This window comes from Vibrio sp. LaRot3, from assembly GCF_027587025.1.
GTDB lineage: Bacteria > Pseudomonadota > Gammaproteobacteria > Enterobacterales > Vibrionaceae > Vibrio.
The window spans coordinates 1,398,619-1,418,485 of the sequence record NZ_JAPPTI010000001.1 but is presented as its reverse complement, the minus strand read 5'-3'; the positions used below and the strand labels follow the sequence as shown (position 1 = coordinate 1,418,485).

Annotated in this window: 16 protein-coding genes; 13 read left to right on the top strand and 3 right to left on the bottom strand. The window is 45.8% G+C overall.

The genetic code is table 11. The features are described from left to right. Positions 1–494 precede the first annotated feature (494 nt). From OH461_RS06460 to OH461_RS06450, 3 genes are read left to right on the top strand one after another with little or no spacing between them, the layout of a single operon-like run. Entirely contained in the window at positions 495–722 is a 228-nt protein-coding gene (locus OH461_RS06460) for a FeoA family protein (protein ID WP_270019770.1), read from the top strand. Beyond that, positions 722–2,995 carry a Fe(2+) transporter permease subunit FeoB gene (feoB, locus tag OH461_RS06455; protein ID WP_270019769.1) on the top strand — a complete coding sequence of 758 codons (2,274 nt, stop codon included), beginning with the start codon at positions 722–724 and terminating at the stop codon, positions 2,993–2,995. Before OH461_RS06460 ends, feoB begins: the two co-directional genes overlap by 1 nt. Further along, positions 2,992–3,222 (top strand): FeoC-like transcriptional regulator, encoded by a 231-nt coding sequence (locus OH461_RS06450; protein ID WP_270019768.1) that lies wholly within the window; start codon positions 2,992–2,994, stop codon positions 3,220–3,222. Before feoB ends, OH461_RS06450 begins: the two co-directional genes overlap by 4 nt. 57 nt (positions 3,223–3,279) lie before the next feature. On the opposite strand, the gene OH461_RS06445 is transcribed toward OH461_RS06450, so the two are convergent. After that, positions 3,280–3,708, bottom strand: a complete 429-nt coding sequence (locus tag OH461_RS06445) for an HIT family protein (protein ID WP_270019767.1) — start codon at positions 3,706–3,708, stop codon at positions 3,280–3,282. A gap of 91 nt (positions 3,709–3,799) precedes the next feature. Next, positions 3,800–5,533 (bottom strand): arginine--tRNA ligase, encoded by a 1,734-nt coding sequence (gene argS / locus OH461_RS06440; RefSeq protein ID WP_270019766.1) that lies wholly within the window; start codon positions 5,531–5,533, stop codon positions 3,800–3,802. 249 nt (positions 5,534–5,782) lie between these two features. Here argS and OH461_RS06435 point away from each other — a divergent pair, with 249 nt between their 5' ends. Next, on the top strand, positions 5,783–6,376 hold the full coding sequence (locus OH461_RS06435; protein WP_270019765.1) for a VOC family protein: 594 nt from the start codon (positions 5,783–5,785) through the stop codon (positions 6,374–6,376). A 10-nt stretch (positions 6,377–6,386) separates the two neighbouring features. Here the strand turns inward: OH461_RS06435 and OH461_RS06430 are convergent, their stop codons facing one another. Further along, positions 6,387–9,161, bottom strand: coding sequence for an insulinase family protein (locus tag OH461_RS06430; RefSeq protein WP_270019764.1), 2,775 nt, complete (start codon positions 9,159–9,161; stop codon positions 6,387–6,389). A gap of 318 nt (positions 9,162–9,479) precedes the next feature. Between OH461_RS06430 and sixA the strand changes: the two genes are divergently transcribed. The 9 genes from sixA (at position 9,480) to OH461_RS06385 (ending at position 19,857) form a co-directional block, all read left to right on the top strand. After that, positions 9,480–9,944, top strand: coding sequence for a phosphohistidine phosphatase SixA (gene sixA, locus OH461_RS06425; protein WP_270019763.1), 465 nt, complete (start codon positions 9,480–9,482; stop codon positions 9,942–9,944). A gap of 117 nt (positions 9,945–10,061) precedes the next feature. After that, on the top strand, positions 10,062–12,158 hold the full coding sequence (gene flhA, locus OH461_RS06420) for a flagellar biosynthesis protein FlhA (protein ID WP_270019762.1): 2,097 nt from the start codon (positions 10,062–10,064) through the stop codon (positions 12,156–12,158). Positions 12,159–12,188: 30 nt separating this feature from the next. Then, the gene (gene flhF / locus OH461_RS06415) at positions 12,189–13,676 is read left to right on the top strand and encodes a flagellar biosynthesis protein FlhF (protein WP_270019761.1); all 1,488 of its coding nucleotides are present in this window, start codon (positions 12,189–12,191) and stop codon (positions 13,674–13,676) included. 12 nt (positions 13,677–13,688) lie between these two features. Continuing rightward, complete coding sequence (locus OH461_RS06410) at positions 13,689–14,576, top strand: MinD/ParA family protein (RefSeq protein WP_270019760.1); 888 nt, start codon at positions 13,689–13,691, stop codon at positions 14,574–14,576. Beyond that, a complete protein-coding gene (locus tag OH461_RS06405; protein WP_270019759.1) occupies positions 14,569–15,303 on the top strand; it encodes an RNA polymerase sigma factor FliA in 735 nt (244 codons plus the stop codon). The genes OH461_RS06410 and OH461_RS06405 overlap by 8 nt, the downstream gene beginning before the upstream one ends. A 45-nt stretch (positions 15,304–15,348) precedes the next feature. Then, the gene (gene cheY, locus OH461_RS06400) at positions 15,349–15,717 is read left to right on the top strand and encodes a chemotaxis response regulator CheY (protein WP_075649797.1); all 369 of its coding nucleotides are present in this window, start codon (positions 15,349–15,351) and stop codon (positions 15,715–15,717) included. 43 nt (positions 15,718–15,760) lie between these two features. Continuing rightward, positions 15,761–16,480, top strand: a complete 720-nt coding sequence (locus OH461_RS06395) for a protein phosphatase CheZ (RefSeq protein ID WP_270019757.1) — start codon at positions 15,761–15,763, stop codon at positions 16,478–16,480. Between the two features lie 9 nt (positions 16,481–16,489). Next, positions 16,490–18,712, top strand: coding sequence for a chemotaxis protein CheA (locus OH461_RS06390; RefSeq protein ID WP_270019756.1), 2,223 nt, complete (start codon positions 16,490–16,492; stop codon positions 18,710–18,712). Positions 18,713–18,738: 26 nt separating this feature from the next. Next, positions 18,739–19,857 (top strand): protein-glutamate methylesterase/protein-glutamine glutaminase, encoded by a 1,119-nt coding sequence (locus OH461_RS06385; protein WP_270019755.1) that lies wholly within the window; start codon positions 18,739–18,741, stop codon positions 19,855–19,857. The last annotated feature ends 10 nt before the right edge of the window (positions 19,858–19,867 follow it).

The following is a 19,867-nucleotide window of genomic DNA, read 5'->3' as shown; positions in this document are numbered from 1 at the left end:
GTATTTTCTAAGGGAGGGGTTTAGAAAAAAAATATCGTGGTATAGCCGGGGGGACTATACCACGGGTGTCAATGACACCTTCGCTTGCTGCCGGAGTGGTGCGGTTGCACCACCTCTGGAATTCTGTATCAAGGGGCAATGCCCTCTCGATGGGAGTAACTATAATTCGATTTACTTTTTTTACTTATAAAATTAACGCCAAGGTAGTATGACAAAAGCGACACTTGGTTAAGCTGTTGTTTTTATTTGATTAAATAAAGATATGAATGCAATTTACAAAATTGATCCGTATTGCTAAAACCTAGCGGTGGTGAGTTTTGACGTTTTTGACGATGTGATTTTTGACGTTTTTTACGCGAGTGAACCACGTAATGTGAGTGTTTCATTAACGGAAATATTGATTCCAGACAACTAAAACTTGTCTTAAATTCGTTACAATCTGTAACCTAAATGACAATACGTCTTATTATTAAAACAATCACACTGGTCTTAATATGCAACTATCGCAATTACAACAAGGGCAAGAAGCAACCATTACTGGATTCTCAACCCTTTCTAATGATGTTAGGAAGAAATTGATGGTCATGGGTTTGCTGCCAGATACTGCCGTTAAATTGGTTCGCACTGCGCCAATGGGCGACCCTCTTCAAGTTGAAGTTCGTGGTGTATCACTTGCTGTACGCACCAATATTGCCGATTCAATTCTGGTTGAGGTGAAGTAATGAAATACCAAATTTTAACGGTTGGTAACCCAAATAGCGGTAAAACCACCCTATTCAATGGCCTTACAGGCGCTAAGCAGCAAGTAGGTAACTGGGCTGGTGTGACTGTTGAGAAAAAAACGGGTCGTTTTAGCCATTCTGGTGATGACTTTGCCCTTACCGATTTACCGGGAATCTACGCACTCGATAGTGGTAATGACGGTAATAGTATTGATGAATCGATCGCATCTCGCGCTGTTCTTACTCATCCTGCCGATTTGATCATCAATGTTGTTGATGCAACCTGTCTAGAGCGCAGCTTATACATGACGCTTCAGCTTCGCGAACTAGGGCGTCCGATGATTGTCGTGCTGAATAAAATGGATGCTCTTAAGCGAGAGCGCCAAACTATCGACCTAAAAGCTCTAGAAAAAATGTTGGGCTGTCCTGTATTTGCTATTTCAGCAAACAGTGGCGGACAGGTTCAGAAATTTAAAGAGCAGCTGCATAAATCCGTTGTGCAGGGCGTTAACCTTGACGCGATGCAGATTGAGTACGATGCAGAGTTTGAAGCGGCAATTAGCCAGCTTGAACCTTCGTTTGTTGGCCAAGAAGTGGCTGAGCGTGCGCTAGCAATTCGTGCCTTAGAGAACGATGTGCTTGTCCTTAACACGCTTAAACCAGAGCAACGCGAGTTAGCACTTACTTGCCAAAATGACTTATCTCTAGATATCGACCTGCATGTTGCGGACACCAAATACACGTTATTACATGAGCAGTGTAAGAAAGTGCGCCGTAGTGAAGGCAAGTTAAGCCATAGCTTCACAGAGAAAGTCGATAACGTAATCCTAAACAAATGGGTTGGCGTACCATTCTTCTTTGTTGTGATGTACTTGATGTTTATGTTCTCGATTAACATCGGTGGTGCATTCATTGATTTCTTTGATATTGGTGTCGGTGCGGTGCTGGTTGATGGCGGTCACTATCTTTTAGATGATCACTTACCAGTATGGTTGGTAACACTGATAGCTGATGGTCTAGGTGGCGGTATTCAAACGGTTGCGACCTTTATTCCTGTGATTGCTTGTCTGTATTTGTTCCTTGCTGTTCTAGAAAGCTCAGGCTACATGTCACGAGCTGCATTTGTGCTCGATAAAGTAATGCAGAAAATTGGCCTACCGGGTAAAGCGTTTGTACCACTCGTTCTAGGTTTTGGTTGTAACGTGCCATCTATTATGGCTACACGTACGCTAGACCAAGAGCGTGAGCGTAAGCTTGCAGCATCAATGGCGCCATTTATGTCTTGTGGTGCACGTCTGCCTGTATATGCACTGTTTGCAGCGGCATTCTTCCCTGAAAGTGGTCAAAACGTTGTTTTCGCTCTTTATCTGCTCGGTATTGTTGCTGCGGTATTTACTGGTTTGGTATTGAAAAACACGTTATACCCAGGCTCAAGCGATAGCTTAGTAATGGAAATGCCGGACTACGAGTTGCCAACCATGCAGAATGTCATGATTAAAACATGGCAGAAATTGAAGCGCTTTGTTCTTGGTGCGGGTAAAACCATCGTTGTCGTTGTGACGGTATTGAGCTTCTTTAACTCTGTTGGTATGGACGGTAGCTTCGGAAATGAAGACAGCGAAAATTCAGTGTTGTCTAAAGCATCACAAGTGGTGACGCCAATCTTTGCTCCAATTGGTATCCAAGAAGATAACTGGCCGGCGACTGTCGGTATCATTACAGGCATCTTCGCGAAAGAAGCGGTTGTTGGTACGCTTAATAACCTTTATGCACCAGCAGAAGGTGAAGATACTGAATTTGATCTCATGGCAAGCTTAGAAGAAGCAGTAATGACCATTCCAGATAACTTGGCGGGTTTGAACTATTCAGATCCACTTGGTGTGGAAGTCGGTGATTTGACTGACGCAGGTGCAGTGGCAGAAGAGCAGAAGGTTGATGCTTCAATCTTTGGTAACTTGAAAGGTTACTTTGCAAGTAGCCATGCGGCATTTGCATATCTAATTTTCATCTTGCTATACACGCCATGTGTTGCAGCAATGGGTGCTTACGTGCGTGAGTTTGGCCATAAATACGCTCGCTTTATTGCGGTATGGACGATGGGTCTTGCGTACGGTGGCGCTGCACTTTATTACCAAACCATGCATTTTGCTGATCACCCGATGAGCAGTGCTCTATGGATTGCAGGAATCTTTGCGGTTTGTGGTTTGGTTTATCGCCGTTTGAAAGTGGAAGGTAAAAAGCAAGCTGAACCACTAGAGGTGCAAGTCGCATGATTCTCGCTGAGCTAAAGCAGCATGTTGATACTCAAGGTAGTGTGACTCGTAGCGAGCTAGCGAAGAAGTTCGCTATGAGCGAAGACGGTGTTGATGCGATGTTGTCAGTATGGATTCGTAAAGGTGTTATCTCCCGTATGATCGATACTAACAAGGCTCAGAAGATCACTCGTGTTCGCTATGCCGCCAATAAGCAAGATGCCTTATCGGTGACAGTGACCATGTAGTCAACGGACAAAAACAAAAATGCCACTCAGTTGAGTGGCATTTTTTTTATCAGCTAATCAAGCTTTGCTGAATAAAGAACTTAAGCCAAGGACATTACCAATACGGGTTTGTAGCGCTTGTTGCTCATCTTCAGTGCGAAATTCACCGTTAGTATTTCCCCATACAGGCCCTGGCCAAGCTACGTCATCTTTGAATCGAGCAATATGATGAATATGCAGTTGAGGGACCATGTTACCTAATGCGCCAAGGTTAAGCTTGTCCGGTTGAAAAGTGGCTTCTAATGCTTGGCTGACAGCTTGAGACTCTAACAGAAACTGTTGTTGCTCTTGCATTGGCAGGTGGTGCAGTTCTTTAAGGTTTTCACGCTTTGGTACAAGGATGACCCATGGCATAGCATTGTCTTTATGTAGTAGCGCCACACAAAGCGGGAAATGGCCAATTACCGTAGTGTCTTTGGCAAGCTGTGGGTGAAGTTCAAAACTCATTGTGAATATTCCAAACTAAATAATATCCAAAATAAAAGGTTGATGCTTTCACATCAACCTTTTTACGTTTTTCGTTCGCTAAGTATCGAGATTACATACGTTCTAGCGTATCGATACCTAGTAGGCTTAGGCCTTGCTGAATTGTCTTAGCAGTTAGTGCTGCTAGTTTCAGACGGCTTTGCTTAACAGCTTCATCTTCGTTGTTCAAGATTGGGCATGCTTCGTAGAAGCTAGAGAATTGGCCTGCTAGTTCGAATAGGTAGCTACACATGATGTGTGGTTGACCTTCACGAGCAACAGATTGAACCGCTTCTTCAAATTGAAGTAGCTTAGCAATTAGCGCTTTCTCTTTCTCTTCAGTGACTTTGATTTCGCCCGCAAGGTTATCCATAGAGATGCCTGCTTTAGCGAAGATAGAAGCAACACGAGTGTAAGCATATTGCATGTAAGGCGCTGTGTTGCCTTCAAATGCAAGCATGTTGTCCCAGTCGAAGATGTAGTCAGTAGTACGGTGCTTAGAAAGGTCAGCGTACTTAACAGCTGCCATCGCAACCGTTGTTGCAATTTTCGCTTTCTCTTCTGCTGCTAGATCTGGGTTCTTAGATTCGATCAGCTTGATTGCACGCTCTTCTGCTTCGTCCAGAAGATCAGCAAGACGAACAGTACCACCAGCACGAGTCTTAAATGGACGGCCATCTTTGCCTAGCATCATACCGAACGCGTGGTGCTCTAGGGTGACTTCTTCTGGCACGTAACCCGCTTTGCGCACGATAGACCATGCTTGCATTAGGTGTTGGTGCTGACGAGAGTCGATGAAGTAAAGTACGCGATCTGCGCCTAGTGTTTCGTAACGGTATTTCGCACACGCGATATCCGTTGTTGTGTACAAGAAGCCGCCGTCACGTTTTTGGATGATAACACCCATCGCTTCGCCGTCTTTGTTTTTGTACTCTTCTAGGAATACAACTTGAGCGCCATCATCTTCTTGTGCGATGCCTTTCTCTTTAAGATCTGCAACGATTGGTGGCAGCATGTCGTTGTACATGCTTTCGCCCATTACGTCATCACGAGTTAGAGAAACGTTTAGACGGTCGTAGTTGCGCTGGTTTTGAACCATGGTTACATCAACAAGCTTCTTCCACATCTCTGCGCAGTATTCGTCACCGCCTTGCAGTTTTACAACGTAGTTACGCGCTTTTGCTGCGAACTCTTCATCTTCGTCGTAGAACTTTTTAGATTCACGGTAGAACGCTTCGAGGTCAGAAAGCTCCATTGAAACTTCGCCTGACTCTTTTTGTACACGCTCTAGGTTTGCGATAAGCATACCGAACTGAGTACCCCAGTCACCGATGTGGTTAGCACGGATAACTTTGTGACCCAAGAATTCTAGAGTACGTACAACGGCATCACCGATGATGGTTGAACGTAGGTGACCAACGTGCATTTCTTTCGCAACGTTTGGAGCAGAGTAGTCAGCAACAATGGTCTTTTGCTCTTCAGCAGTAACACCAAGGCGTGCACCGGAAAGAGCTGCTTCTGCTTGCTTAGCTAGAAACTCTTCGCTTAGGAAGATATTGATAAAGCCAGGGCCTGCAATTTCAGTTTTGCTTGCGATGCCGTCAAGGTCTAGAACGTCTAGAACTTTTTGTGCGAATTCTCGAGGGTTAGTACCTAGCTTTTTCGCAACGCCCATAACGCCGTTTGCTTGGTAATCACCAAATTGTGGTTTCGCTGATTGGCGAACTGCGGCAGGGCTGCCTGCAGGTGCGCCAGCGGCTTCTAGAGCCTGAGATACTTTATCGTTAATAAGTGCTTGAATATTCACACGCGCTTCCTTCAATTCTTGGGAATTGTGTCGATCTGCAAGATTTTCGCGGAGGAAAGATAAATATTCGATTGAATAATATTCATCCTGCGACAGTTTTGTCAGACCGTGTCGAGTTCAGAAATTGGCGCTCATAATACCAATTTTCTTGCTTGGCATATAGGGAGTAATATGGGTATTTTTCTACTTTTCGTGATGATCTTGTTAGTATTAGGGAAAAATCAACGTTTTGGATGAGGAAAAAACGTCATGTCACTAGAAAAAGCTGAATTGTTGCCGGAACAGCTTAAATCAAAACTTGAATTCTTTATGCATAAAATTCAACAATTAAGCGAAGTTTTGCATATTAATCTACAGCCTTATCAGGCAGACCATATCGCGCTGCGTATTAACGATTGGCAACTGGCACAACAAGCACATGATGCATGGTTATCTCACGGTAAAGAGATATCAAATGCTCAAATAAATGGCAGACCGATTATTGTTTTGTTGTTTAATCAGCCATTAGTGGCAAAAGGATGGTCTATTGAGTGTCTAGAGTTGCCATACCCAGCGGCAGGGAAGACCTATCCAGAGCAATCTTGGGAACACGTGGAGTTTGTTGTCCCTTCTAAAGCACAAACCGCTGAGGATTACTTAGCCGACATAAAGCAAGAGTTTCCTGAGTTGGCAAATAATTGGGATGCGTTGATAGAAAAGGGTGTGAAGGTAAAACTGTCGAGTCCAAAGGGTGAGGGTGAGCGATTGAACAACCCAACGGTTGCTTTCAAATACCAAGGGGTGTGCATTAAGCTCCACCCACAACCATTGAAAGCGATTGTTGAGTCAGAACAATCAGCGTAATTGTGAGGTTTTACCCCAGTTCAATGTCTTTCGGTCTCAGTTGAAACTCTTCAATTGAACCTATTTCTTGGCCGAGTCGTAATGGCTCGGCTTCACTATGTGCATTTCCTTTGGTGTGCATGATCAGTCGATTGGCTGTTCGTGGTTTTAGCTCGTTAACTACGAAGCGAATCATGTCGCTGCGAGTGAGTTTTTTCAGCTCCGCCAATACGCGTTGCCTTTGATTAAAGTCGATATCTTTGTTGCCTATCGCGACCCAAAGTCTTTGTGCGCGACCGCGTAGCGTTGTATCTGGCGTAGCAATTTGATTCCATAATCCGCGCTTACTGCTGTGCCATTGGTATTCATTAAGTTCAAGCAATACCATGTAGAACGCATTTAAAAACTCATCAATAGAGCTAATGAGATCGACAGGGGCCGCATTGGGTGATTGCACATAAAGTACGATGCCTGGGTGCTTGTTAAGGGGTAGATTACCCGTTCCCACCATGTAGCCGAGTTGCTGCTTAGTTCTAATCTCGTGGAAGAAGGTGGCAGACATCAGGTGATTGGCAAGTGAGTAGAGCGCGATACTTTTTGCCTCAGTATCATCACACTGATAATAGAGAACGATGGCCGAGTCTTCTTGATCGCATGCGATGTCTCGCTGGAACGTGCCATTTTTACCCAACATGACGAGTGGGCGCAGTGCTTCTTCGTATTGCTGATTGTTTACCCGTAACGCTTCTTTGAGCGTGTTACCCATCTCAAGAGCGTCTTTCTTGGTCCAGTCGCCATAAACAAACATTTCAACATGCAGTTCAGCGAGAATGGCTTGCACAAAGTTAGCCAGCGAATCGACTTCGATGTCTTCAAGTGCTTCTATCAGAGCTGCATAAGGTGGGTTGTTAGGTTGCAAAATACCTGTCATGGCGTTGAACAGCTGAGACATGGGTCTATCTTGCGCGGCATTACGCCAATTTCTCAGCAATTGAGTTTTGATAGTATTGAAGCGTTTTTCACTAAATTCACGATTGGCAAATCGTGACAAAATCATCTTCATCAATTCAGGCTGTTTTTGACTAAAGCCTGAAATAGTCAAAGTCACGCCACCTTGATGAGCGTACAAGTTGTAGCCCATGCCGGCGATTTCAGCTTGGTAGGTTTCTTTGGCAAGCGCGTCAAGAAACATCTCCACGCAGAGACGAGTTTTCACAATATTGGTGGGATTCGCCACCGAATGAGGGCTATCAATCGCAACGTAGATCACCCCTTTAGGCACGCGGAACTGATGATCTTGCAAGTGCCATAGTTTAAAGCCGGGCAACTCTTCAATAACTTGCGGTTCAGTGTGTTCAGATTCCAATGCCTGAGGCGTTAAGTCATAGCAAATAAAAGGGTTACGCTCTGGTAAGTGAACATCAATATCACTTTCTGTATTGAATTTTACGATTTGCTCATTGCTTAGTGGGGCAACTGAGTATGGGGTGAAATACCATTTGGCCTGCTTGTCGTACTCTCGTCCTTTAGCGATTAGGGTTACTCGCAAGTTTTCGACGCTGAAATGGTCGGCCATTTCACGCAACACTGCTGGTTGGTATTCTTCCATCATGAAGTCACCGTAGATGGTATCTTCGCTGGAGTAGTGCTGCATGTTGATGACAATATGGCTGACTAAGTCCATTGGGCGAGTCGGTTCTTGAAAACGAAATGCGGATTCAAGTACGGCTTGCTTTTCCAAATAGCGCCACTCATCGTAACCTTGTTCTTTGACAAGCTTAATGTAATGGAACACCGCCTGAATAATATCATCAGTATGCTCAAGTCCATCTGGGGTCAAAGTACAACTTACTGTAAACTCGCGATAGTTGCTGCCACTCACACCACCCCCTGCTGATAGGGAGGTAATCCATCCTTTGTCTTTCAGCGCTAGCATCAAGCTACCGTCACCTTCATAGCCCATAAGGTGAGCAAAATAGGAAAGTGGCTTAGTGCGATAATAGCCATTGATGCTCGGCATGGGGAAGGTCAAAATGAGCTTGCGTATCTCTTTGATAGGCTCGACCACGACTTGAATTTGAGTTGAGTTTTCGTCTTTGTACTCAGCCGTGATTGCTTTACCAGCCAGCGATAAATTCTCAATAGGATCGAATTTGTCACGAGCCCACTGTTCAAGTTCATCTAAGCTGTGTTGGCCAAGTAGCGCCATGGTCATTAAATCAGCAGAGTATTGTTGCTTGTGAAAATCAATGATTTCTTGGCGAATTGACTGCTCACCACGATCGCCTAACGTCTCAAGGTTACCGACGGAAAACTTAGCAAAAGGATGTGCTGGATTGATGACTTCTTTATGGACTTGGTATAAGCGTCGAGAATCATCGTTGAGCTTCATTTTGTATTCTGAATCAACCGCTTGTCTTTCTTTATCTAGCGCCTCTTCATTAAAGAGCGGAGCTGAGAAAAATTGTGAGAATCGGTCTAGGCTTGATTCAAACGCTTTTGGATCAACGTCGAAAAAATAGCAAGTATGTTCTGTACCTGTCCACGCGTTGTTGTTGCCGCCATGCTGGCTGATGTAACTTTGAAATTCACCGACTTTTGGGTATTTCTCTGTGCCTAAAAACAACATGTGCTCTAAGTAGTGAGCCATGCCGTGACGGTCGTCTGGATCATCGAAGTGGCCTACATTGACCGCGAGCGCTGCTGCAGATTTTTGCGCATGTTGGTCATGAATCAATAACACTTTTAGCCCATTGTTTAGGGTAAGGTAGCGGTATTGGTTGGTGTCATTTGGGCTTACATGCACAATGAATCTCCAAGATTAAGGGCAGAGAGGGGTAGACAAATCTAGTGTGTTTTTGAACTGCAGCGACATTGATAAAAGAGTCGACTAGATCCGTTAAGTATGAACCGGAAAACGCGGCATGCAAACTATCTCCTTGAGAAATATGAGCAAAGCATCGTATTTTGCTGAACGTCAATGAATTTTTAAAACGCGCCGTGAAACCGTTAGTTGCCTTTAAGATTGTTAAGAAAGTCCGAGTCTTTAGCAAGTTACTTGATATAATTATTGTTAGAAAAATAGTAAGCGGCACAGCTTTAGTGGCGTGAACAGGATAAGAATATGAAAATTGTGATTATGCGCCACGGGGAAGCAGAACATTTTGCCGACAGTGATGCGCAGCGAGCCCTCACTCCATTTGGTCGTGCAGCATCGAAAGCGGTAGCGGAAGCGTGCGCAAAACAAGGTTTATCAAAATTTGATAAAGCGTTAGTGAGTCCTTATTTGCGAGCGCAGCAAACATGGCAAGAAATCTCGACTCATTTTGAGGCGTTAAGTATCGAAGAGTGTACGGATATCACGCCTTACGGAGATTCTCCTCACGTGGTGGAGTATTTGAACGCCATTATCGAGGTAGAAAAGCTCGACACTGTATTGTTGGTGTCACATCTGCCACTAGTCGGTTATCTTACCGCTGAATTGGTTGCTGATATTGCACCGCCTATGTTCCCAACTTCCGGTTTAGCGTGTATCGACTATGATCCAATAAGCGGAAAAGGTGAGCTACTATGGAATATTAATCCGTAAGCTCTAACCGCAGTGCAGATGCCATTAAATTGACATTTACACTGGACTAATATTTGCATGCAGAAGCATATATTCGTGCAAGTTGTTATTTATTAAGTCTCTATTAGCCTCTGATATATGAAGTTTTCTCTGCCATTTGCGGATAAATTACCGCCAATACCTCAACGCGCTATGCCTGCTGTCGGTGCACCTGTTATGGTGCTGGCAACGCTGGCCATGGTGGTATTGCCTATTCCCGCGTTTCTACTCGACTTGTTCTTTACCTTTAACATTGCCTTAGCCATGGTGGTGTTGTTGGTAACGGTTTATACCCGTCGCCCGCTTGATTTTGCTGCCTTTCCTACGGTTTTGCTTATTTCAACGTTATTGCGTCTTGCTTTGAACGTCGCTTCTACCCGTGTGGTATTGCTCTACGGTCATGAAGGTTCTGGTGCTGCCGGTAACGTGATTGAAGCGTTCGGTAATGTGGTTATCGGCGGTAACTATGCGGTTGGTCTAGTGGTGTTTATGATCTTGATGATCATTAACTTCATGGTAGTTACCAAAGGTGCCGGTCGTATTTCTGAAGTAAGTGCACGTTTTACCTTGGATGCGTTACCGGGTAAGCAGATGGCGATTGATGCAGACTTGAATGCAGGCCTTATCGACCAAGACCAAGCACGTACACGCCGTTCAGAAGTCACCAAAGAAGCCGACTTTTACGGCTCGATGGATGGTGCATCCAAGTTCGTTAAAGGTGATGCGATTGCAGGTATTTTGATCCTGTTTATCAACATTATCGGTGGTCTATCTATTGGTATGGCACAGTATGGTTTGGGTTTCTCAGAGGCGATCCAAATCTATACCTTGCTGACCATTGGTGATGGCTTGGTTGCTCAAATACCATCATTGCTACTGTCGATTGGCGCTGCGATCATGGTAACGCGTCAAAACACAGATGAGGACATGGGACAACAAGTAGTGTTCCAGATGTTCGATAACCCTAAAGCTTTGATGATCACTGCGGCGATTCTGTTTGTGATGGGTATCGTACCGGGCATGCCTCATTTTGCGTTTCTACTGCTTGCGGCGTTAGCCGGCGGTGGCGCTTATTGGATCACGCGCAAACAGAAAAAACAAAGCGAAGAAAAAGCCAATCTGCCAGCGACCAAAGATGCCGAGCCGAGCACGCCAAAAGAGCTCTCTTGGGATGATGTTCAACCAGTGGACATTATCGGCCTAGAAGTGGGTTATCGTCTCATTCCTTTGGTTGACCGTGACCAAGGTGGAGAACTGCTTGAACGAGTGAAAGGCGTGCGTAAGAAACTGTCGCAAGATTTCGGTTTCTTGATTCCGGCAGTACATATTCGAGATAACTTAGAGCTGACGCCAAACAGTTACCGCATTACCTTGATGGGAGTGGCTGTAGGTGAAGCGGAAATACGTCCAGATCAAGAGTTAGCCATTAACCCGGGCCAAGTGTATGGCATGGTTGAAGGTGAACCTACCATTGACCCTGCCTTTGGTTTAGAGGCGGTATGGATTCGTGAAGAGCAGCGCGAGCATGCGCAAGCTTTGGGCTATACGGTAGTGGATTCTTCAACAGTATTGGCAACCCACTTAAGCCAGTTGCTTACTAACAATGCATCCCATCTTATCGGCCACGAAGAAGTGCAGAACTTGCTTGAAATGCTCGGTAGAAGTACACCTAAGCTGGTGGAAAACTTTGTTCCTGATCAGCTGCAATTGGGTGTGGTGGTTAAAGTGCTTCAGAATCTATTGAACGAAGCCGTACCAATTCGAGATATTCGTACAATCGTTCAGACTTTGTCCGAGTACTCAGCCAAAAGTCAAGAACCCGACATTCTTACAGCGGCAGTACGTATTTCTCTGAAACGACTAATTGTTCAAGAAATCAATGGTATAGAGCCAGAATTGCCAGTAATTACACTTATACCTGAGCTGGAACAAATCTTGCATCAAACAATGCAAGCTTCCGGCGGGGAATCTGCAGGTATTGAACCGGGTTTAGCAGAGCGACTGCAAACCTCGTTGAGCCAAGCAACTCAAGAGCAAGAGCTTAAAGGTGAGCCAGCCGTATTATTGACGTCAGGTGTGCTGCGCTCAACACTCGCCAAATTTGTAAAAAATACTATACCAACATTACGCGTACTCTCTTATCAAGAGATACCCGATGAGAAACAAATACGCATAGTTCAAGCCGTTGGTAATTAGTACTGTTGCGTTGAATAACGGATATCGACATTGAAAATTAAACGATTTTTTGCCAAAGATATGCGCACTGCTTTGCTTCAAGTGAAAGAAGAACTTGGGGTCGATGCGGTGATCATGTCGAATAAAAAAGTCGCGGGCGGAGTCGAGATTGTTGCGGCGGTAGATGGTGATACCTCTACAGCGCGAATTGGAAACAATTATAACTCCAAGCCTCGGACAACTCCGACCCAAGTCTCGGCTTCAATGCCGACTCGCTCTGATTCTCGTCAACTCGACGATGATCGCGTTAGCTTGAATTCTAGCGCGCAAAATGGTCGTTCAATGACCAAGCGATTTGCCAACATGCTTAAGCAGTACAGTAATGGCAAAGGCGACTACGAAGAGAACGACGAGCCAGAAGGTGAAGATTCACTGACGGCGCTTCTTAAGCGTCAAGCGCAATCATCAGGAGGCCGAGCAAATGGCTCTGACGTTCGAATCAAAGAAGATTCGCCTTTAGCTCGCCTTATTGCCGAAGACCGACGCATTGAGCGCCCAGCGCCTAAATTGGACCCTTCACGCTATGAGCGTGGTCAACCAGCAGAGCCACAAGTCTCTAAAGAAGAGCTGAGTGATATGCGCGAAGAGATGACTTCTATTCGTCGTCTGCTTGAGCATCAAGTCTCTGGCCTAATGTGGCAAGAGGTTGAACGCCGCGAGCCATTACGTGCGATGCTGATTAAACGTCTTGAGCGAATGGGCGTTTCAGCGGAACTGGCTGACCAATTGGCTTGCTATATCCCGGAAGACACAGAACCGAAGAAAGCGTGGAAAGCGCTACTGGGTTTGGTTGCCGATCAAATTCCTATTTCGAAGCAAGATATTTTAAAACGTGGCGGCGTTGTGGCGCTATTGGGCCCGACAGGTGTGGGCAAAACCACAACTGTTGCTAAGCTGGCTGCCCGTGCTGCTATGGAGTTCGGCGCAGACAACGTCGCACTAGTCACCACAGATACCTATCGTATTGGTGCACATGAACAATTAGCCATTTACGGCAGAATTATGGGTTGTCCTGTAAAAGTCGCTAAAGATTCCAATGAGTTAGCCGATGTAATATATCAGTTACGCCATCGTCGCCTAGTTTTGGTGGATACAGCGGGTATGGGACAACGAGATGTTCGTCTTTCAGAGCAGCTAGATACATTAATGCAAGATAGCGGTGAAGTGATTCACAGCTACCTAGTTTTACCAGCGACCGCGCAGCGCAAAGTGCTACAAGAAACGCTTGATCATTTTAAACGCATTCCATTATCTGGGTGCATTATGACTAAGCTAGATGAATCGCTGAGTTTAGGTGAGTTTGTCAGTGTGATAGTACAGAATGCACTACCTGTTGCGTATATCGCGAATGGACAGCGCGTACCAGAAGATATCGTCATTGCTCAGCCAAAATACATGGTGGCAAAAGCAAACGACTTATTAGAGAAATCGACGGACGATGAACCTCACTATTGGAACAGTGAATCGGAAAGGTTCTAGGCGGCGACGATTATGACAGAGAATATGATACAAGACCAAGCAAGCGGATTACGCCGCTTAACACAGCCATCACTGACCAAGGTTATTTCTGTAACCGGTGGTAAAGGTGGCGTGGGTAAATCAAATGTCACTCTAGGACTTGCGATTAGCATGGCCCGACAAGGCAAAAAAGTGATGGTATTGGATGCTGACTTAGGTTTGGCAAACGTCGATGTTATGCTTGGCATTCGCCCTAAGCGTAACTTAGGCCATGTACTTGCCGGTGAGTGTGATTTACAAGATGCAATCGTTGAAGGTCCACACGGAATTAGAATAATTCCAGCAACTTCCGGTACGCAATCGATGACGGAGTTGACCCACGCTCAACACGTTGGTTTAATTCGCGCCTTCGGAAGTTTAGAAGATGAAATGGATGTTTTGCTGGTGGATACCGCAGCAGGCATTTCAGATATGGTAATTAGCTTCTCGCGAGCGGCTCAAGATGTGGTGGTTGTGGTTTGTGATGAACCAACTTCGATCACTGATGCATATGCTTTGATCAAACTTTTGAGTAAAGACCATCAGGTTCAACGCTTCAAAATTGTTGCAAATATGGTCAGAAGCTACCGCGAAGGCCGAGAATTGTTTGCAAAGTTGACCTTAGTCACAGAGAGATTCTTGAATGTGAGCCTAGAGCTCGTAGCATGTATTCCTCTAGATGATAAAGTTCGTCAAGCGGTGAAAAAACAAAAGATCGTTGTTGATGCGTTTCCTCGCTCTCCAGCGTCACTTGCGCTAGGTTCTCTTGCTAATAAGGCATTAACCTGGCCAATACCAAAAACACCGAGCGGACATTTAGAGTTTTTTGTTGAACGTTTGTTGAATCGAGTAGAACCATTAGAGGAACCATTTGGTGAATAAGGCGTTGACCTATGACCAATACGGAAATCACAATAGCCAGCGAGCATTTCTCGAGAAATACTCGGTGCTAGTGAAGCGTATTGCTCATCATCTGCTTGGGCGTTTACCGCCAAGCGTGCAGGTCGAAGATCTTATTCAAGCGGGAATGATTGGCCTTCTTGAAGCGCAAAAAAATTACGATGGCAGCAAAGGGGCTAGTTTTGAGACCTACGCTGGAATCCGTATTCGTGGCGCTATGCTAGATGACATTCGTCGCGGAGACTGGGTACCGCGTTCGGTACACAAAAATAGTCGTGAAATCAGCCAAGCTATCGCGACACTGGAAGGGCAGCTCAATAGAGACCCTACCGATGCAGAAGTCGCTAATTTTATCGGTATGAGCCTAGATCAATACCACAGCGTGCTGACTGATATAAATTGTTCCCGTTTAGTAGGCATCGAAGACTTAGGCGTCTCTGAAGATGTGATCACACATGAAGATTCAGAGCAAGAAAATGCCCCATTTCAGGGCGTAGCAGATGAAAATTTTCGTAAAGCTCTGGTAGACTCGATTAAATCGCTGCCTGAGCGCGAGGCTCTGGTACTATCTCTTTACTATGATGAAGAGCTGAACTTAAAGGAAATCGGTGAAGTAATTGGCGTGAGCGAATCTCGCGTGAGCCAAATACTAAGCCAATCAATGCAGCGTTTGCGCACTAAGCTCAGTGCGTGGACAAATAATGACTAGAAATCACTGACATAATACTCAGTGGAGGCAATTTTGAATAAAAACATGAAAATCCTAATTGTTGATGACTTTTCAACAATGCGCCGAATTGTAAAAAACCTACTTCGTGACTTGGGTTTCAACAACACCCAGGAAGCGGATGACGGTTTGACTGCATTGCCTATGCTCAAGAAGGGCGATTTCGATTTTGTTGTAACTGACTGGAACATGCCAGGTATGCAAGGTATCGATTTGCTAAAACATATCCGCGCAGACCAAGAACTAAAACACTTGCCTGTATTGATGATCACTGCAGAAGCGAAGCGCGAGCAGATCATCGAAGCTGCTCAAGCAGGTGTTAACGGCTATATCGTTAAACCGTTCACAGCGGCAACGCTGAAAGAGAAACTAGACAAAATCTTTGAGCGTTTATAGTCCCTCCGGGCTATAAAGAACAGGCGATAAAGGCCAATTCAGAATGATTTCATTAGAACAGGCAAAACAACTTGTTGAACTGTTAGAAAGTGGTCAACAACAAGAGGCAAATACTCTTGTAAAAGACATCTACGAAGCTCCGAAAGACCCAATGTTGCAGGAGATAGGGGAATTGACTCGAGATCTACACGAGTCAATAAAACAGTTCCGCCTTGATGAACGCATGATCGAGCTGACCAATGACGAAATCCCTGATGCAAGGGATCGCCTCCATTACGTCATTGATAAAACAGAAGTGGCAGCAAACAAAACCATGGATGCTGTTGACCGATGTATGCCGATTGCGGACAACCTTCACGAAGGCTTGCTCAAGGTACGTCCACAGTGGAACGAATTGATGCGTGGCAAAATTGAACTGACTGAGTTCAAAGCGCTGTGTCATCGAATTGACGAACTACTAGGACAAGTTGAGGGTAACAGCAGCGAGTTAAGAAGTTTGCTGACCGACATTCTAATGGCTCAAGACTTCCAAGATTTAACCGGACAAATCATTCGTCGAGTGATTGAGTTAGTAACAGAGGTGGAAACCCGCCTTGTCGATATACTCGCTGCGTTTGGTGAATCTCAGGAAGAGACAGCAACAGACAACAAGAACAAAGCATCAACGGACCCAGAAGGTCCTATCTTAAACCCTCACGAAAGGGATGATGCCGTTTCATCACAAGACGAAGTCGATGACTTACTCTCAAGTCTTGGGTTTTAGAGGTAACTTATGAGCTACGAATTAGACGAAGATATTCTTCAGGACTTTCTAGTCGAGGCAGGTGAAATTTTAGAGCTGCTCTCGGAACAGTTGGTAGAGTTAGAAAACAACCCAGATGACAAAGATCTGCTTAACGCTATTTTCCGTGGTTTCCACACGGTTAAAGGCGGCGCAGGCTTCCTGGCGTTAACTGAACTTGTCGACACCTGTCATGGTGCCGAAAACGTGTTCGATATTTTGCGTAACGGACAACGCGAAGTTGATGCTAGCTTAATGGACACAATGCTCCAAGCACTGGACACCGTTAACGAACAGTTTCAAGCCGTGCAAGAGCGTCAGCCATTAACTCCAGCTGACCAATCTCTATTGGATGAATTACATCGTCTAAGTAAGCCAGCTTCAGCAGATGAAGCGGCCGTAGCTCCACCTCCACCGGTTGAAGAGCCAGTGGCTGTTGCGCCAACACCAGAACCGGTTGTTGAAGCACCTGCTGCAGAAACTTCAGCTGGCTCTATCGATGAAATCACTCAAGATGAGTTTGAAAAGCTGCTTGATGAATTACATGGTAAAGGTTCAGCACCTAGCGCACCGGCTGCAAGTGCACCAACGCCAGCGCCTGCTGCGCCATCAGCACCTGCGGGCGATATGAGCGGTGACATCACTGATGATGAATTCGAAAAACTGCTTGATGAACTGCATGGTGTCGGTAAGGGCCCAGGTGAAAACGAGGCTCAAGTAGCCGCTCCTGCTGCGCCAACGCCACCACCTGTTTCAGCTCCAAGCTCAGCAGGTGATGATGACTTGATGACCGACGCTGAGTTTGAAAAGTTATTGGATGAGTTGCACGGCAATGGTAAAGGCCCTTCAATTGAAGAGCTAGACGCTGCAACGAAGCCAGCTGCGCAAAACGTGGCGCCAGCTCCAGCAGCTCCTGCTCCTGCCGCAGCGGTGGCAACGCCTCCACCTGTTGTGACGCCAGCTCCTGCGCCAAAAGCAGAAGTGAAAGCACCAGCGAAGAAAGAAGCGTCTGCGCCAGCGGTTAAAAAACCACAAGCGGAAGCGACAGTACGTGTTGATACCTCAACGCTAGATACCATTATGAACATGGTAGGTGAGCTGGTATTGGTTCGTAACCGTCTTCTTAGCCTTGGCTTAAACAGCAACGACGAAGAAATGTCGAAAGCTGTAGCAAACTTAGATGTCGTTACTGCAGACCTACAAGGTGCGGTAATGAAAACGCGCATGCAGCCAATAAAGAAAGTATTTGGTCGCTTCCCACGCGTGGTACGTGACTTAGCTCGTAGCCTAAACAAAGACATCACGCTTGAAATGCGTGGTGAAGATACCGACCTAGATAAAAACTTAGTTGAGGCACTCGCGGATCCACTAATCCACTTAGTGCGTAACTCAGTTGACCACGGTATTGAAATGCCAGAAGACCGTGTGAAAGCGGGCAAATCACGCACTGGTAAGGTGATTCTATCTGCTGCGCAAGAAGGTGATCATATCGAATTGGCTATCGTTGATGACGGTGGCGGTATGAACCCTGACGTGCTTCGTGGTATTGCGGTTAAACGTGGCATGATGGACGAAGATGCGGCATCGCGTCTGACCAACAAAGAGTGTTTCAACCTGATCTTTATGCCGGGCTTCTCTAGTAAAGAGAAAATCTCAGATATTTCAGGTCGTGGTGTAGGTATGGACGTGGTTAAAACGGCGATCAATACCCTAAATGGCTCTATCGATATCGATTCAGAAATGGGCAAAGGTACACAGATCATCATCAAAGTGCCTCTAACACTAGCGATTCTTCCAACCCTAATGGTTGGCGTAGCTGGCCACCCATTTGCTTTGCCATTGGCAAGCGTAAACGAAATCTTCCACTTAGACCTAAGCCGCACTAACGTCGTTGATGGTCAGTTGACGATTATCGTTCGTGATAAGTCTATCCCTCTGTTCTACTTGCAAAACTGGTTAGCGCCACAAGCAGGCGGTGCAGAACAGCGTAAAGGCCATGGTCACGTGGTGATAGTTCAACTTGGTGGTCAACGTGTTGGCTTCGTTGTGGACACTCTTATTGGCCAAGAAGAAGTTGTAATCAAGCCATTGGATAACCTACTACAAGGTACTCCAGGTATGGCGGGTGCAACCATCACAAGTGATGGCCACATTGCTCTGATTTTAGACGTGCCAGATCTGCTTAAGCAGTATGCAGCAGCGTCTCGTATTTAAATCGTTGAATATTAAAAAGGGAAATCATGGCAATTAGAGTTTTAGTAGTAGACGATTCAAGTTTTTTTCGCCGTCGAGTAAGTGAAATCATTAACTCCGACGCGCGTTTAGAAGTCGTCGATGTTGCCACTAACGGCAAAGAAGCGGTTGAAAAAGCGGCTCAAATTAAGCCCGATGTCATCACGATGGATATCGAAATGCCAGTCATGGACGGTATTACTGCCGTTCGTGAAATCATGGCGAAGAACCCTGTGCCTATTTTGATGTTCTCGTCGCTAACGCATGACGGAGCAAAAGCAACGCTAGATGCTCTTGAAGCGGGTGCATTAGATTTTCTACCGAAAAAGTTTGAAGATATTGCACGTAACCGTGATGAAGCGGTGAGCTTACTCCAGCAACGCGTAATCCAAATTTCGTCGCGCCGCACATTCATGCGTCGCCCTGTAGCGCCTCGCCCTGTCGCAGCTTCAACAGCGCCCGCAACAACTGCGCGCACTGCTCAGCGTCCGACAGCAGCTCCAGTTGCTCGTCCAGCAGCAGCGGCAACTCGTTTTAAAGCGAGTGGTAAAAAATATCAGCTAACCGCGATTGGCACGTCAACCGGCGGCCCTGTAGCTCTGCAGAAAATTCTGACTAAACTACCAGCGAACTACCCGCATCCTATCGTGCTAATCCAGCACATGCCTGCGACGTTTACTGCTGCTTTCGCTAGTCGCTTAAACTCTTTATGTAAGATTCAAGTGAAAGAAGCGGCGGATGGTGATGCACTACAACCTGGTGTCGCTTACTTAGCACCTGGCGGTAAGCAAATGATGATTGAAGGTCGTCCGGGTTCAGCGAAACTACGCATCATTGATGGCGGTGAGCGCATGAACTATAAACCTTGTGTCGATGTGACCTTTGGTAGTGCAGCGAAAATCTACGCAGACAAAGTGTTGTCTATGGTATTGACTGGTATGGGAGCAGATGGCCGTGAAGGTGGTCGCATGCTGAAAACTGCCGGTTCAACCATCTGGGCTCAAGACGAAGAAAGCTGTGTTGTATACGGTATGCCTCAAGCAGTGGCGAAAGCGGGTATTTCAACTGAAGATCTACCATTAGAGCGAATTGCTGAACGTATGCTAGTTGAAGTTGGCCTAGCTTAGAGGGAAGGCA

Bases quoted from the DNA above. Each gene is read 5' to 3' on its own strand.
- sixA (WP_270019763.1), top strand. From the start codon at position 9,480: ATGAAAATTGTGATTATGCGCCACGGGGAAGCAGAACATTTTGCCGAC.
- cheY (WP_075649797.1), top strand. From the start codon at position 15,349: ATGAAAATCCTAATTGTTGATGACTTTTCAACAATGCGCCGAATTGTA.
- OH461_RS06450 (WP_270019768.1), top strand. From the start codon at position 2,992: ATGATTCTCGCTGAGCTAAAGCAGCATGTTGATACTCAAGGTAGTGTG.
- OH461_RS06445 (WP_270019767.1), bottom strand. From the start codon at position 3,708: ATGAGTTTTGAACTTCACCCACAGCTTGCCAAAGACACTACGGTAATT.
- OH461_RS06390 (WP_270019756.1), top strand. From the start codon at position 16,490: ATGAGCTACGAATTAGACGAAGATATTCTTCAGGACTTTCTAGTCGAG.
- OH461_RS06460 (WP_270019770.1), top strand. From the start codon at position 495: ATGCAACTATCGCAATTACAACAAGGGCAAGAAGCAACCATTACTGGA.
- OH461_RS06410 (WP_270019760.1), top strand. From the start codon at position 13,689: ATGACAGAGAATATGATACAAGACCAAGCAAGCGGATTACGCCGCTTA.
- OH461_RS06395 (WP_270019757.1), top strand. From the start codon at position 15,761: ATGATTTCATTAGAACAGGCAAAACAACTTGTTGAACTGTTAGAAAGT.
- OH461_RS06435 (WP_270019765.1), top strand. From the start codon at position 5,783: ATGTCACTAGAAAAAGCTGAATTGTTGCCGGAACAGCTTAAATCAAAA.
- feoB (WP_270019769.1), top strand. From the start codon at position 722: ATGAAATACCAAATTTTAACGGTTGGTAACCCAAATAGCGGTAAAACC.
- OH461_RS06385 (WP_270019755.1), top strand. From the start codon at position 18,739: ATGGCAATTAGAGTTTTAGTAGTAGACGATTCAAGTTTTTTTCGCCGT.
- flhA (WP_270019762.1), top strand. From the start codon at position 10,062: ATGAAGTTTTCTCTGCCATTTGCGGATAAATTACCGCCAATACCTCAA.